Origin of the sequence: Psychrobacter sp. JCM 18902, assembly GCF_904846615.1 — a bacterium.
Lineage (GTDB): Bacteria > Pseudomonadota > Gammaproteobacteria > Pseudomonadales > Moraxellaceae > Psychrobacter.
Genome location: NZ_CAJHBK010000001.1, coordinates 2,008,429 through 2,024,296, shown reverse-complemented (window position 1 = coordinate 2,024,296; position 15,868 = coordinate 2,008,429). Strand labels below are relative to the sequence as shown.

The following is a 15,868-nucleotide window of genomic DNA, read 5'->3' as shown; positions in this document are numbered from 1 at the left end:
TAAGTGAACGCTAAATCTTTATCTCTATTTAAAAGGAATTAATATGAGTAAGTTTACGATGTTGTCTGGTGGTGTTAAGAAAAATATTGCGCCTCGAGTAATGGCCAAGCTGGCAATAGGTGCTGGTCTATCAGCCACGTTACTACTCTCAGGTTGCGCCACACAAAACATTCAGGCCTATCAGAACAGCACGCCGACGCTCGATATGCATGAGTTCTTCTCAGGTCAAATCGATGGTTGGGGCATGTTTCAAGGTCGCAATGGCGAGGTCAAAAAACGTTTTTACGTCGATATTGATGCCACGCACGAAGGCGATAATGTCATCGTTTTAGATGAGAAGTTCGCATGGGCAGATGGGTCAAAATCACAGCGTATCTGGCGATTGACCAAACAAGCTGATGGTAGCTGGAAAGGCACAGCAGGCGATGTCATTGGCGAGGCAACAGGGAAAGTGGTTGGCAATACCTTGCATTGGAATTACTTGTTAGAGCTACCCGTTGAGGATAAAACCTACAAAGTGAATTTTGATGACTGGATGTATCTGGTTGATAAAAACGTCATGCTCAATCGCTCAGTCATGAAAAAATTTGGCGTAGAGCTGGGTAGCGTCACCTTGAGTATGCATCGCAATAATGAGACCAATGATTCTAAATAAGTTTCTAAAGGACAGAGTGAGTTGATAAGTCAGTAACTGGTAATAGTATTAATTCGCTTAATAAAATGGCAAAATAGCAATATCATGGTTTTTTAAACCCAAAAATTATAATATATATCTAAACGACATAGATTGTCGTCTTTAATAGATAGCTTGTAGATATTTAAATAAAAATTGATTACAGTAAAATCATTAATGAATGCGCTTAGCTGCACAGTCATTAAAGCGATTCATAAAATTATTCATAAGTAAAAGGACGGTATCATGCGCGGAGTTAATAAAGTTATCATCATCGGTAACCTTGGAGCAGACCCTGAGGCACGTCAATTTAATAACGGCGGTAGCGTGACCAATATTTCGGTTGCAACGTCAGAGCAGTGGACCGACAAGCAAAGTGGCGAAAAAAGAGAAGCGACGGAGTGGCATCGTATTTCTCTATTTAATCGTTTGGGTGAAATTGCCGCGCAGTATTTGCGTAAAGGCAGTAAAGTTTATATCGAAGGCAGTTTGCGTACTCGTAAATATCAAGATCCCAATGGTCAAGACCGTTATATTACTGAGATTCGCGCTGAGCAAATGCAAATGCTAGATGGTGCGACTGGTGGTCAAAGTGATAATAGCTTTGGCGGTCAAAATCAGGGTCAAGGTGGTGGCTATGGCAATCAAGGTGGTCAAAACAATCAAAACAACTTTGGTCAGCAAGCAAACAATCAGCCAGCACAGCAAGGCGGTTATAACCAGTCAGCTACTCAAGGTGGTCAAAACAGCTTTAACAATCAAAGCGCACCTGCTCAGCAGAATCAGTTCAATCAACCTGCGCAAAAGCCTGCACAGTCAAAGCCGACAGCAATGCCAGACGGTCCTGTCGATGATGATATTCCGTTCTGATGATAAGAGTTATCTGTTAAGAATAATCTATAGAAGACCCTGCAATTGCAGGGTTTTTTTATGGCTAGTGATAAATGACTTAAAAAAATAAATTTTCTATAGTGCGCATAAAGGTCGTATGAGAGTGAGCACGTTAAGAAAAATAGACTTTGTCAATTGCGATATTATCTCGCTAAAAAAGTAAAACGTTTGTTGGTTTTTATAGTTATAACCTGATAGTTATTTGAAAAAATAGAAAATTAATTATTGGTCAGCAAACGATTTAGTAAGAAGATAAAGCGGATAAACAGTAGCCTGCCTCATTGAGTTTATCGATTTTTTTATTCTCACTATCTTATCAAATTTTATATTGAAATTTATGAAAACTACCTTTCATATCCTATATAGACCGTCTGTTCTATTGGATTTAATTAGTGCTAACGGTTCATTAAATGGGTTGATATAATCCACTCGAATCAATAATTCAAACAATATTAAATGTGGGGCTTTGATTTAAAGTAATTTTTATTAACCAATAAAAAGTCAAAATTTGACTGTTTAATGGCTGAAATAATAAAAATTTATCTGGTCGACTGCTTAGGACAGGGTTGGTTCAATGTGAAAGGTTAAAGCTGTCACGCTTTTATAATCAATTGACTATAAAAGTGCCCACCTTACTGCTAGTGCTGAGTACAAAGAATGAAAGATGGTGATGTGTTTCAAAAAACTGATTTGGGCAGAGAAGAGATTAAATCTCAGAGTCTCGGCATATTGCCGCGTGAAGCAAGAACATTGCTCATTATGATTGATGGCAAACGCACGTATCAAAGCTATTTTGATACGCTTGATCGTAGCAAAATGTTTGCCGATTTTGGCGGTGTTGCACCACTATTTGAGTTGCTGTTAGGGCTTGAATGTGTAGAGATAGTGGGCGCTGATAATGCTGCCTCTCAAATGTCCACTGCGCCGCAAGCATCGGCGGCTGATCAGTCTCAAGCATCGTCGTCTGAAAGAAATATTGAGACAGAGTTTGATCGCACCTTTAATGATAAAGGTCTCAATAAAATGGCAGCATTAGGCAAGAAATCAATCAGTAGTATTTTCAAGGCTAGGTTGTCTGGTGCGAGCTACGAAACGATAAAGTCAGAGTTGGCTAACTATATTGAAAAAAACGCCCCACCAGTAGAAGCTTGGGGTTACTTGTTGAGTTTAGAACAATGCGCGGATAGCTCGCAATTATTGAGCTTGGTCAAAGAAATACAGAGCACCAGTAGCAGTAATTTATCACGCGGCATGAATGATTTTATCAAAAAAATTCAACGTTAATATATACGCGACTTATGTTATAAAAAATGACTTATACCACAAATACTCGGTTATAAAAGACAGTAGCTGGGTGGTGATAGGTGAAAAATTTAGCAAACTAATTGGAGTGTTTTGTGGAATCAGCTGAGCTTTCAGAATTAAATCGCCTAAAAATGCATCATGGCGAGCATATTATTTTACGTTTAACTTATATTAGCCGTTATAACACCGACAATCCCAAAGGTGAAGTAACGCGCATCCTGACACAAGCTCAGCAAAACAATGAGCGCAATGGTATTACGGGTGCTTTGGTATTTAATCACAATTATTTTTTGCAAAGTATTGAAGGGGCGAGACCCGTCATCAATGAATTGCTCAGAAAACTGGTTAAAGATAATCGGCATCATGGCTTACAAGTCATCGAATGCCGTGAAGTAGAGCTGCGCCATTGGAGTAAATGGTCAATGAAGTATTTGATTCCGAGCGATGAAAACAAAGGACTTGCGCTCAAATTTTCGACAGGTACTCAGTTTAATCCTTATTTGATGAACACCAATCAAATCATGATGTTGATTGAGACGTTATCAGACCTTCAAGAGCAAGAAGCCGTGAGCGCCGCCAAAAAGAAGAAACCATGGTTTTCTATTGGCTAATTGACTGACGTTTATAAACGCCAAGAACCATCACACCCATGACATTTTACAAGAGATAAGATATGACATCAGCAATGGAAGATGCACACATTTTGATGAGCATGACATACGCTAGCCGTGCCAACCCAGATGTATCGGCCAACGACTTCAACGAAATCTTGCAGCAAGCACAAGTAAATAATGCTACCAATGGCATCACTGGTATGCTGACGTTTAATAAAGATTATTTTTTGCAAACCATTGAAGGGCCAAGAGCACAGATCAATCGTCTGTTATATAGTTTAATTGCTGATCCGCGTCATCATGACTTACAGGTTATTGAAACACGTGAGTTAAAACATCGAGCATGGTCTAAATGGTCCATGAATTATGCTTCCCCGACTGAGAAAAATGCGGCGATTTATTTAAAATATTCGACAACGATTGATTTTAATCCCTATTTATTGAGCGCCGAAGCAGCCTATAATTTGATGAATGAGCTTAGCGATCAGCATGATTAATGAATGGCGCTTTTAACTAATCGGTAGATATATATGGAAACAATCAGTTGCTATTTTTTATGGATTTATGTTTGCTGAGTTATTCGTTTAACGGTTTTTAGGACATTGTTTATAGAGACTGGTTTTATCTTAAAATTAATAACTGTTTACGAATAACTATTAAATAAATAGTGGTTTTTCATTTACCCGATTTTACTATTCACTGACCTTTGTTATAGAACAAATAATAATCTACTGTTGTGATGGCAAGGTTTTTTGTTTATATTATCTACGCCCTTAGGTATTGTGGCTAACAATATTTTATTTGGTTGAAAAAATATCGATTTGTGACATTCATCGTTGTATTTAATGATGAATAAGTCATTCTTAGTTCTTAATAGTGAATAATATCTATTAAGGTTATATTTTTTATCTTACAGTTGGATTTATTATGAGCAAAAATACCGCCATTGATTTAGAAAACATGAACGTTGATGAGCTACGTGCCATCACTGAAAATGCCCAGCAGCTTATTGCCAAAAAACAACATCAGCGTTTGTATGACGCTTATATGCAGTTTGAGGAAATTGCAGAAGACAGTAATGCCTCTATCGAAGAAATTCTAAAAGCTGGTGAAACGCTAGAGAAAAAACGTAGCATCAAGTATCGCAATACTGACAATAACGAAGAAACATGGACTGGCCGTGGTCGCAAGCCAACGTGGTTGGTTGAAGCGCTAGCAGCAGGTCGTAGTATCGAAGATTTTGCTATCTAGATAGTGTAATGGTTAACAGGATGATGTCGGTTTAGATTTAGCAAGGTGCAATTTTTACTAAAGGCTATCTAAAATAAGCGCTTGTTTAAATGAGTTCTGTTTTAAAAAAGCACCATGTTACATCTACTCTGATCATCGGGCTTGTTTCTCATGATTTGTGTGCAATCATAGCGTTTGATCGTGATAGTCCTTTCGTCTTAGAAGCTGATAAAAGCCAGTATCTTTATTGCCATTATTTTGGTAAAAAGATACTGGCTTTTTTTCTGTCATCTGTATGCCATTGTTTGTTATGATAATGACGTTTTTGTCTTATATAAGAGTTATGCAACCGTGCCCCAAGTATCTGCGTCGTCTCATAAGCGCCCTCGTAAGCTGTGGTGGCTGGTTGGGTTTGTATTATTTGCATTATTTGCTGTGTTGCAAATGCCAGCGGCGTGGCTGCTTGAAAAGTATGCTCCCGAAACGCCTTATGTACAGCATGTGTCGGGTAATTTATGGCAAGGCTCCGTTATTTGGCAGATGCCTTTAGCAGCCACACCGCTCACAGGTACGGCAGAATGGTCGTGGCAGCCATGGCATTTGTTATTGGGTAAGATAAGTGCAGAGGTCGATATTAATTCAGCACAAACCCGCCTCAATGGACAAGTAAAAATAGGCAGCAACTCATGGCAAGTGGATAATATGAGCGGCAAGATAGCACCTGAGACGTTGGCAAATTTTGTTGATTGGAAATTGCCCAATACACCGATTCAGGTCAATAACGTTTCGCTCAGCCGTCAGTCTGGCTCAAGTGCCGCCGCAGAAAACGCTTCAACAAAAAATCCATCTGGTTTTACTCAAGCCGATGGTCAGCTGACATGGGTCGGCGGTGAGATAGGCTATCCTAGTGGTGGCAAGGTTTTTTATCTGACCATGCCTGCGATGCGTGCTGAGTTAAGTGCCGAGCAAAAAAACAATAAAAACCTGCTTCATATCAATTTATTAAACAATCAAGATAAGCGCTTGGGCGACTTATATATCGATGGCGATAATATGTTGGATGTCAGTTTGACGCAGCGTTTATTAGAAAGTATGCCTGAGTATAAAGGGCAAGCACCCCAAGATACCCCAGTCGTCAGTGTGCGTCAGCCGCTGCTAAATGGGCTGGGGACACGCTAGATGATGAATGTTTCTACAACTTTAAAACCTGTGCTTAACACCCTTAATCGATTCTCAGGTTGGGTATTGTTATTGGCTGTTGCTTGGTTATGCTGGACAGCGGCTCGATTACTATGGTTGTTGCTCGCCGCACCATTGGCACCGATGTTGCCACCAGCACCTTTGCAAAATACATCGGCATCTGGCAAGGACTATAGTGGATTATTTGCTATTTTTGCAGACCCTGATCCTATTGCAGCAGCAGTGCAGCCATCGCCCAATGTCAATCTAAAAGGCGTTCTGTTAGCAATGCCAGAGAGCATGTCCTCGGCACTACTGGATGTCAATGGTGAAGTGAAAAACTATCGAATCGGTGATGCGCTAAAAGACAGTGGCTATACCCTTGTCGCTGTCGATTGGAACTCGGTTGTCATCGCTGATGCTAGCGACAAGCAAACCGTCATTAGCATGCCAGCCGCGATGCCGTTAGACCAAAGTGACATGATCGCAGGTGCCGTCAGTAATCAGCGCTTGCCAGAGAACAGCATGTTGCCAAACGCCCCTCAGCCTACACAAAATACTGAGGAGGAGTCCGCTGCGACAGGCAGTGACAGTAGCCCCCAGTCTGCTATTGATGAGGCGGTCACAGAATTGCAAGAAAACCCCGCCAGTTATTTGAGTAGGATGGGGGTTATGGCAGCAGGGGAAAGCTATCAAGTAACGCCTGCAATGCCAGCAAAGCTGCGTAATCGACTAGGGCTTGAGCCAGGTGATAAAGTGCTAACGGTTAATGGTCAAAGCGTGGGTAGCAATCCTGCCCAAGATGCTAGTGTGCTGCAACAGGTACAGCAATCAGGTGAGGCGCAAATAGAGGTACAACGCGGCGATCAAGTCATTACCATTCGTCAGCAGTTTTAAGCACAATAAATGGGTGAGAACTCTTATTTTGAATAAACAAGTTTTAAGTAAACAAGTATTTAGATAGTGCCACTTAAATAATGCCATTATGGGCAGAATATTAAGTGAGCAAAGCAATCATTGAGCACCTTAGCACACAATAAATCCAGTACATACTAAGCGACATCACTGTAGGTAATCATCAATATGGTAAGTTTTCATAATTTTTCAGTCACGCCTCTGTACCATGTTTTGCAGCGCCTGATGCGCCTGTGTCGTCCTCTTTGCCTAGCCGTACCATTATGGGCTGCCAGTACGGGTCTTGCGAGTGCTGAGAGCTGGAAAGTCAACTTACAAGATGCCGATATCAAAGCCTTTATTAATGAGGTGGCAACCATCACTGACCAAAACTTTGTCCTTGATCCGCGTATTAATGGCAATGTGACGGTGATTTCCAACAAAGCCTTGTCCCGTGACGAAATCTATCAGCTGTTTTTGAGTGTGATGCAAGTCAACGGTATTGCAGCGATTGACTCGGGAACGACCATCAAATTGGTGCCAGATAATGTCGCCAAACAATCTGGCGTGGCTGTTGATTTACGTGGTGACAGTGTTGGTGAGGCATTAGCTACTCGTGTTATTTATTTAACCAATACCCAAGCTGCAGAAGTGCTGGGTGTCATCCGTCCGCTTATGCCTCAATCAGCTCATGCCGCTGCCGTGCCTGGTGTCAATGCCTTGGTATTGTCCGATCGTGCAGATAGTCTTAACCAGCTGACGTCGCTTATCCGCGATTTAGATAGCAACGTCAATGACAGTTTGCAAGTGATACCACTACGTCACGTCGATGCTGAGCGTATGATGGAATTGATTAGCGCCTTGGTTGCAAGCGCTGGTAGCGGGCAAGCACAAGGCGGTAATAACCAGCTTAAAGTCATCGCTGACACCTCTAGTGATAGATTGTTGGTGAAAGGCAGTCCGGAGATGATTGCTAAAGTCAAAGAGATGGTCAATCAATTGGACACCACGCCTACAAGGCGTTTGAGTGGTCTGCGCGTCTTTCGATTAAAATACGCCAGTGCAGGTCATATTGCAGATATGCTACGCGGATTGCTCGCCAATCAATCTATTAATAGCGCTGGAGCAACGTCCTCGTTAGAGTCGGCATCATTGAACGATTCCAGTAGCACGGGTGCTACTTTGACTAATGAGTCTAGCACTAACACGACTAACAACGCGTCGACCTCAGCGACCTCTGGTGCCAATTCGAGTAGTACTGGTACAGGTGTTGGCGGGCGACCTTTTAGTATTATCGCTGATGAAACCCAAAATGCCGTTATTGTCAATGCAGCACCTGAGCTAATGTTTGAGATTGAAGATGCGGTCAATCAGTTGGACAGTCGCCGCGCGCAAGTATTGATTCAAGCGGCTATTGTAGAAGTGTCAGGTGATGATGCGACCCAGCTTGGTGTGCAATGGGCGCTTGGCAATGCCAATAGCGGCTACGGAGTCGTAAACTTCAATAACGTAGGCGCGAGTGCTACAGCACTTGCTGCCGCGGCGTTGGGTGGCGGTGCCGCCAGTATCAGTGCAGCAGCAGGCTCGATAGCTGGTGCTTTGATTGGTATTGGTGATAGCAGCAAAGACAGTCAGGGAAACACCCAGTTTTATGGGGCTATCTTGCAAGCGCTTGATTCTTCTACCAGTGCCAATCTGCTTTCTATGCCATCAATTTTGACATTGGACAACGAAAAAGCCAGTATTTTAGTGGGTCAAAACGTGCCTTTTGTGACAGGCTCCTTTACCACCAGCGGCAACGATTCTAGCAACCCCTTTCAAACCATTGATCGTCAGGATATTGGTATCAACCTAAATGTCATTCCTCATATTGGCGACAATGGCACCGTACGCTTGGAAGTCTCGCAAGAAGTTTCGTCGGTGGTGCCGGGCAGTACGGGTAACGCCAGTGGTTTGATCACCAATAAAAGCCTCATCAATACGACGATTCTGGCTGATGATCAGCAGACCATTGCTCTTGGTGGCTTGATGCGTGAAAACAGCACCACGCGCCAACAAAAAGTCCCTGGCTTGGGTAATGTACCAGTCATTGGTCGACTATTCCGCTCTGACAATGACACGACGCAAAAAAGTAATTTAATCATATTTTTACAGCCAACCATTTTACGTGATGGTAGGGCAGTCGCCAGTGTCACCGAGCGCAAATTTAACCAAATGCGCGTCCTGCAGTTGGTCATTGATAAAAACGGCACCATTAAACAGCTGCCATTGAGCGGTACGGAAGGTTGGAATGGCGATGTTAGCGCAGATTATGAGTTGATACCGCTCAATCCCCTTGTTCCTAAGCGCGATCAGACACCAAAGTCTCAGTCTCAAGGTTTTACCAAAGTAGACAGTCCTAATAATGGTATGACAACTTACCCTTTAAACCGTTAAGAACTCAAAAAAGCGCTTTATTAATGATAGGTTAGTAAAGCGCTCGCCTTCTATTCTTATAGCATATAGAGACACGGTGTAATCAACAAACTACGCCGTACATTAGCTTGCGTATTCATAACACAGATAAACATAGCAGTTTTTATATCGCAGTATACTAATGAGTAATTGAGTAGTAAGTATGAACACTTGCTGATAAATATAGTAGATAATGATATAAAGGTAGGGGTGGAAGCAATGACACATCATAGAAATGCTAAAAAGTGGTTTTTATTAGCAGTCGCTGCCACCGCCTTATTGGTGATTCCTCGGCGTAGCAGTCGACAGGCTGATACCAGAGCGTTAGATGAGCACAATGTATCAGATGAGCACTCAGATGGGCACAATGCAAAAGCCAATCATGATAATACTAATAGGGCGTGTTGAAGGTCTCTTTACTTATCAAAAGCTCTTTTGTTGATTGGCATTTTTTAACTGTCGAAATCATTTTAAATAAAGTTGCCATTCTAAAGTGTTCATTGACGTGGTTATTGCTACAAAATGACAAATAATGTCTATTGAATGACAAATCACGGAACGCCTCGCTGAAAACTATTAATTTTGGAGTCTAACAATGACCCCTATCGCTTCACCTAAGATGATCAAACAGCCCTTACCTACTATTTATCCTCTCATTGACACGCATACTCATTTTGATGCCCCTATATTTGATGATGATAGAGAAATACTGACGCAGCAGGCTCACAATCAGGGAGTGCGCCATCTAGTATTAGTGGGTTATCTAAATCAGCATTTTGAGCGGATGTATAAGACTGAGCGCCTGTTAAATACGCTGTCATTACCTACGACAGCCAATGTCGATAGACAAAAAGTGTCAAATTTTAGTAGCCATGTTGCGGTCGGTTTGCATCCTTTTTATATCAAACAGCATACTGACGATCATTTAATCGCTATGGCAAAAAGGATTGCTGATAAACGCCCATTAGCAATCGGCGAGATTGGTTTAGACACCTTTACTGAGGCGATGAAAGCGCCTGACATATTTGCCAAACAAGTACGATTTTTTAAGGCACAATTGGACATGGCGGTGACTCACCAGCTGCCAGTGATGCTGCATATTCGTAAAGCACATGCAGAAGCATTGGCCATACTAAAAGCGCATGACTACGATGCGCACAAACTTGGCGGTATCGCGCATAGTTTTAGTGGTGGGACGCAAGAAGCCAAAGCATTTGTTAAGTTGGGATTTAAGCTTGGGGTTACCGGTCAAATCACTAATCCCAATGCCAAGAAACTGCGCCGCGCCATTCAAGCAGCGGTTGATAGCTATGGTGTTGAATGTTTGGTGATAGAAACGGATTGCCCTGATATGACGCCTATCATGTGCCAAATATCTGACCATGATTCATCAGTGCCAACTCAAAACTCAGACAGTGCACGGAGGAGTACAGCCGTACATAATAGAAATGTACCTGCCAACTTGCCATGGGTATTGCTAAGCTTGAGTGAGTTGCTCAATGTACCACCCGCCAGTCTTGCTAAGCAATTGTGGCACAACAGTTGCAGTGCTTTGCAAACAAAATGGGATTATCCGTTGTAATAGTGCCACATATTTTAGTCACTGACGGTTTATTGTATGGCTAGCCATTGATATGATAGTGAATGAGATAGCCGTGAATAAAGAAATTGACGTAATATAAGCGCCACCAAAATAATTTAAAAGAGCATTTAATCTGTTATGAGTGAAATACAACCATTTGAGCAAATAATGACAGAGTCCATTGGCACCGAAGACGTTACAAAGACAGAAGAGCTTAGCGAAGACAATGTGCAATATGAGCGCCGTTTTCAAGGTACGCGCACTCTTTATGGTACGACAGCTGTCACTACTTTTGCCGATGCGCACGTATACGTTATTGGCGTTGGAGGTGTTGGTTCTTGGGCAGCTGAGGCTTTGGCAAGAACGGCAGTGGGCACTATTACGTTGATCGATTTGGACGTTTTGGTTGCGTCCAATGTCAATCGGCAGTTGCCTGCACTAGACAGCACCTTTGGTGAGAGTAAAATTGCAGCGATGGCCACCCGTATTCGTGAAATTAATCCCAAAGTAACACTAAACTTGATCGATGATTTTTTAACTGTAGAAAATGTCGCCACTTTATTGCCAAGTCGCGATGAAGCAAAAACCGCTGTTGCTCAAGGCAGACCTATGGTTATTTTGGACTGCGCAGATGATATGAATGCCAAGCTTGCCATCGCGCTACATTGTCGTTTTAATAAATTAAAACTGGTTTGTGCAGGCGGCGCAGGTGGCAAGATAGACCCTAGTCAGATTAGGGTGAGCGACTTGCGTGACAGTTACCAAGATCCTTTACTTGCCAAATTACGCAATAAGCTGCGCCACGAAAAAGGCATTAATAGTACACTAAAAGAAAAGTTCGGGATCAAATGTGTCTACTCTACAGAGCCACCGCGTGTAGATAAGAGTTGTCAGACAGGCGGTTTGCAGTGTGGTGGGTACGGCTCAGCAGTAGTGGTCACATCGGTGGTTGCGATGATTATGGTGAGTGAAGCATTACAGTTATTAATAAAACAGGCGGGCATCAAGCCGAGCGTCTGATCTTATTTAATGGAGTCTATCTTGTCTATATTGAACGCACCTAAACACAGCTACCCAGTAGCGGCAGATGAAGTAGAGCGCATCAATAAGCTTAGGAAGTATCAGGTGCTCAACGACAATGATGAGCCTGCATTTAAGCGTCTAATTGATCTGGCGAAGCTATTTTTTGATGTACCAGTTGTGACCATCACTTTCATGGACGAAGAAACACAGTATCTAAAATCTGTCCAAGGACTGGGCGGTGTTTGCCGAACGACGCGTGAAGTGGCTATTTGCAATTATACCGTGCTTTCTAACGACGTCTTTGTAGTACCAGACTTGACCAAAGACAGTCGTTTTAGCCACAATCCCCTAGTAACAGAATCGCCGTACCTACAGTTTTATGCTGGTGCGCCAATTATCTTGCATGAGGACAATAAAAGCTATCGTTTGGGCTCGCTGTGTGTGATGGATATGAAGCCCAATCATGACTTTGATGAGCAAAAAGCAAAGGTGTTGGCTCAATTTGCGATGATGGCGGCTGATGCCTTGCAGCTACAGGATAAGCAGCGTGATGCCAAACATGCCAATGAGATGAAATCAGACTTTTTGGCCAATATGAGTCATGAAATCCGTACACCGATGAATGGCATTATTGGTATGGTAGAGATGCTCGGTGAGACCAAACTTAGCAGTGAGCAACAAGAATACGTGGACAATATCAAAGTTTCCAATGAGCATTTGATGGCGATCATTAACGGGATTTTAGATTTATCGAAAGTAGAATCTGGGAAAATGACCATTGATTCTATTCCTGTTAACTTATCCGCATTATGTAATGAGGTGGTCAGCCTCTTTGCTGTCAAAGCACGTCAGCGAGGACTCATTTTAGACTACCATTATACCGAGTCGTTATCGCCCTATGTGCAAGGCGATCCGGTACGCCTCAAACAAATTTTAGCAAACCTTGTTAATAATGCGATTAAATTTACTCGTGAGGGTGGACGAGTCACTATTGATGTCAAACATGTACCCAATTGTCATTGTGATGGTTTTGACGATGAAAGCGCTGACCAATATCGCGCTCAAGGTATTTCAGCAAGTGATCTCAGCAAAATAACGGCTCAAGAAGCTATCAGTAATACCATCTATCATGAAGTCATGACCCTATGCATTGAAGTCACCGATACAGGCGTCGGCATCAAAGCTGAGTCATTGGATGCGATATTTGATGCTTATGACCAAGCAAACAAATTCACCCACCGTCTTTATGGTGGTACAGGTCTAGGACTCTCGGTTTGTAAGTCTTTGGTTGATTTGATGGGTGGTTATATCGATGTGGATAGCGAAGTGGGTGTGGGCACTACGTTCAGTGTTTTATTACCGCTACCGACTATTGATGAAAACCAGTATGAGATGTGGCAAGAGTCAAATGACTTTACGATGATTGAGCCGACCCATGAGCGTGCTGGTCATATATTGTTGGTTGAAGACGATACCGTCAATGCCATTATCGCTAAAAAAGCCCTGAATAATAGTGGTCATACGGTCACGCATGTCACTGATGGGCAGCAGGCTATTGAAATTTTTGCGCTCTCACCTGAGCGTTATGATGTTATTTTAATGGACCATCACATGCCTATTTTAGATGGTGTACAGGCCACTATTAAATTGCATGAACTTTATGATCCTCAATCATTACCACCTATTATTGCGTTGACCGCCAATGCAATGGACGGTGAGCGCGAAAAGTATTTAAAAGTTGGGATGCAAGATTATTGTACCAAGCCTTTTAAACAAGAGCAGTTGAATGCATTGGTACAATATTGGCTGATACAGAAACACTCATCAGCAGAGTAGTGGTTTGGTAAAAATGTATAGAAGGTTATTTATCATCGCTGTCATCAATAGCGACAGTTCATCCACTATAAAAAACCACAGCGTTAACCTTGTTTGACATACTCCATATGAATTTTTATTCGGTTGCTTTGGAGTACTTTTTAATCAAATCAACTACAGAGACAAAATTAAAAAAATATTCATAAATAAAAAAAGCTGAACCGCTTTATCAGTAGTTCAGCTTTTTTTGTGGAATAACAGCTAGAGGCTAACTGTTAAGTTCTATTATATAAGTCCTATTATGTCGAGCGCTATGACTTTTACATGCTATTGGCTAACGCGAGTTTGATAGTCACCTGTGCGAGTATCAACACGCACGACTTCTTCTTGTTGTACAAACAACGGCACACGGACGACAGCACCTGTCTCTAACTTGGCAGGTTTGCCGCCACCACCTGAAGTATCACCACGCACACCAGGATCTGTTTCAGTGATTTGCAACTCAACAAAGTTAGGCGGTGTTACTGAAAGAGGAGTACCGTTGAATAAAGTGATGGTACATAGTGCATTGCTGTTTTCTTTTAGCCACTTTATTGAATCGCCCATCGCTGTTTTGTCCGCTTGAATCTGCTCAAAACTTTCAGGGTGCATGAAATGCCAAAACTCACCATCGTTATATAGATAGTTCATTTCAGTGTCCATGACATCAGCAGCTTCTAAGCTATCGCCTGACTTAAAGGTTTGTTCCAATACTTTACCACTACGAAGGTTGCGCAATTTAACACGGTTAAAGGCTTGACCTTTACCTGGTTTGACAAACTCGTTTTCAAGAATGGCACAAGGGTTGCCATCGAGCATGACTTTTAGACCAGCTTTAAATTCATTAGTAGAAAAACTTGCCACAAGAAACTCCTAGGGGTTATAAATAGGGTGGTAGATAAGGGAATGAATAGCTTGCTGCGTTAAAATCGCTTATTACGCTAAGTGTTTAAAGGATAGGTCGTATGCTTTGATAGGCTACGCACTAAGCGCGTATAATAGCGACTTTTGGGCACAGGTATTAGGTTGTCATGATAAACCATTTAATCACACAAAAAAACTGGCAAACGCAATTATCCGAGGCCATTACGTCTATCGATGAGCTGTTAAGCATCCTAAAGCTAGAATCATTGCGGGCAGAGGTTTATGTACCTAAGCATTTTGAGCTGCGCGTACCACGTGGATTTGTGGCAAAAATGAGTATCGGCGATAGCAATGATCCTTTACTGAGACAAGTATTGCCTGATCAACGCGAGCAAATCAAGGTAACGGGCTATGTGGCGGATCCTTTGAGCGAGAATACGCAAAACCCAGTCAAAGGTATGCTGCATAAGTACCAATCCAGAGTATTATTGACCGTGACAGGTGCTTGTGCCATTCATTGTCGTTACTGTTTCCGTCAGCATTTTGATTATAGTGCCAATATGCCGACGGCTGATGCCAAAGAAAATATCATTGATTACATTACCGCACACCCTGAGATTAATGAGGTGATTTTGAGTGGCGGTGATCCACTGAATGTGACAAATAGACGCCTGTTTGCTTGGCTAGATACTTTAGAGTCACTCCCGCAATTGACCACTATTCGCTTACATACGCGCTTGCCACTGGTCATACCATCGCGTTTGGATGATGCGTTATTGACCAGACTGTCTCAAAGTCGCTGTCATATTGTGATGGTCATCCACTGTAATCATGCCAATGAAATCGATGCCTTAACAGCAGAACATCTGCAACGTGCTCGAGCGGCTGGCATCACTTTATTGAATCAAGCGGTGCTATTAAAAGGCATCAATGATAGCGTTGCTGTTCAAACACAATTAAGTCAGCGTTTGTTTTCCTGTGGGGTACTGCCTTATTATCTACATGTATTAGACAAAGTGGCTGGTGCCGCACATTTCGATAATGATGAGCGCTTCGCAATTGATCTGTATTGGTCATTGTTGGCAGCACTCCCTGGTTACTTGGTACCCAAGCTGGTCAGAGAGCTACCAAATAAACCTTTCAAAGTACCGATTGATATTTACAATGATCGTTAATATAGGCACTATGGTATATTGAAAAATTAGTGAACAAAGCGTGGTTTTTAGAAGCTGGGCATGCGGTTAGATGATGCTATAGAACGTAATCGTTACTAAAAATGGGTGCTGTCGATTTTGATGGTTGCTG

At 42.3% G+C, this 15,868-nt stretch carries 15 protein-coding genes; 14 read left to right on the top strand and 1 reads right to left on the bottom strand.

Annotation, left to right across the window (positions count from 1 at the left end; all coding sequences use genetic code 11):
- Positions 1-43 precede the first annotated feature (43 nt).
- The 13 genes from JMY05_RS08295 to JMY05_RS08235 all read left to right on the top strand — a co-directional run bounded on the left by JMY05_RS08295 (position 44) and on the right by JMY05_RS08235 (position 13,681).
- The gene (locus tag JMY05_RS08295; RefSeq protein WP_201614807.1) at positions 44-655 is read left to right on the top strand and encodes a DUF3833 domain-containing protein; all 612 of its coding nucleotides are present in this window, start codon (positions 44-46) and stop codon (positions 653-655) included.
- Between the two features lie 264 nt (positions 656-919).
- Positions 920-1,543 (top strand): single-stranded DNA-binding protein, encoded by a 624-nt coding sequence (gene ssb, locus JMY05_RS08290; protein WP_045444307.1) that lies wholly within the window; start codon positions 920-922, stop codon positions 1,541-1,543.
- A gap of 693 nt (positions 1,544-2,236) precedes the next feature.
- A complete protein-coding gene (locus tag JMY05_RS08285; protein ID WP_201614805.1) occupies positions 2,237-2,848 on the top strand; it encodes a hypothetical protein in 612 nt (203 codons plus the stop codon).
- A 113-nt stretch (positions 2,849-2,961) separates the two neighbouring features.
- Positions 2,962-3,480, top strand: a complete 519-nt coding sequence (locus tag JMY05_RS08280; RefSeq protein WP_227676075.1) for a BLUF domain-containing protein — start codon at positions 2,962-2,964, stop codon at positions 3,478-3,480.
- Positions 3,481-3,542: 62 nt separating this feature from the next.
- Positions 3,543-3,980, top strand: a complete 438-nt coding sequence (locus tag JMY05_RS08275; RefSeq protein ID WP_045444313.1) for a BLUF domain-containing protein — start codon at positions 3,543-3,545, stop codon at positions 3,978-3,980.
- 430 nt (positions 3,981-4,410) lie between these two features.
- Positions 4,411-4,734: an H-NS family nucleoid-associated regulatory protein gene (locus JMY05_RS08270; RefSeq protein WP_045444316.1), complete on the top strand. Its 324-nt coding sequence runs from the start codon at positions 4,411-4,413 to the stop codon at positions 4,732-4,734.
- Positions 4,735-5,064: 330 nt separating this feature from the next.
- Complete coding sequence (gene gspN / locus JMY05_RS08265; RefSeq protein ID WP_201614802.1) at positions 5,065-5,892, top strand: type II secretion system protein N; 828 nt, start codon at positions 5,065-5,067, stop codon at positions 5,890-5,892.
- Positions 5,893-6,789, top strand: coding sequence for a type II secretion system protein N (locus JMY05_RS08260; RefSeq protein ID WP_201614801.1), 897 nt, complete (start codon positions 5,893-5,895; stop codon positions 6,787-6,789).
- 186 nt (positions 6,790-6,975) lie between these two features.
- Positions 6,976-9,222, top strand: coding sequence for a type II secretion system secretin GspD (gene gspD / locus JMY05_RS08255; protein ID WP_045444323.1), 2,247 nt, complete (start codon positions 6,976-6,978; stop codon positions 9,220-9,222).
- A 237-nt stretch (positions 9,223-9,459) separates the two neighbouring features.
- Positions 9,460-9,648 (top strand): hypothetical protein, encoded by a 189-nt coding sequence (locus tag JMY05_RS08250; RefSeq protein ID WP_201614799.1) that lies wholly within the window; start codon positions 9,460-9,462, stop codon positions 9,646-9,648.
- Positions 9,649-9,835: 187 nt separating this feature from the next.
- Positions 9,836-10,822 carry a TatD family hydrolase gene (locus JMY05_RS08245; RefSeq protein ID WP_227678141.1) on the top strand — a complete coding sequence of 329 codons (987 nt, stop codon included), beginning with the start codon at positions 9,836-9,838 and terminating at the stop codon, positions 10,820-10,822.
- Between the two features lie 168 nt (positions 10,823-10,990).
- Positions 10,991-11,842, top strand: coding sequence for a ThiF family adenylyltransferase (locus tag JMY05_RS08240; protein ID WP_227678226.1), 852 nt, complete (start codon positions 10,991-10,993; stop codon positions 11,840-11,842).
- A gap of 21 nt (positions 11,843-11,863) precedes the next feature.
- Complete coding sequence (locus JMY05_RS08235) at positions 11,864-13,681, top strand: GAF domain-containing hybrid sensor histidine kinase/response regulator (RefSeq protein WP_227678140.1); 1,818 nt, start codon at positions 11,864-11,866, stop codon at positions 13,679-13,681.
- Positions 13,682-13,987: 306 nt separating this feature from the next.
- Here JMY05_RS08235 and efp read toward each other — a convergent pair whose 3' ends face one another.
- The gene (gene efp / locus JMY05_RS08230; protein WP_045444336.1) at positions 13,988-14,563 is read right to left on the bottom strand and encodes an elongation factor P; all 576 of its coding nucleotides are present in this window, start codon (positions 14,561-14,563) and stop codon (positions 13,988-13,990) included.
- 167 nt (positions 14,564-14,730) lie between these two features.
- On the opposite strand from efp, the gene epmB reads away from it, so the two are divergent.
- Positions 14,731-15,738 carry an EF-P beta-lysylation protein EpmB gene (epmB, locus tag JMY05_RS08225; RefSeq protein ID WP_201614795.1) on the top strand — a complete coding sequence of 336 codons (1,008 nt, stop codon included), beginning with the start codon at positions 14,731-14,733 and terminating at the stop codon, positions 15,736-15,738.
- Positions 15,739-15,868: the final 130 nt, after the last annotated feature.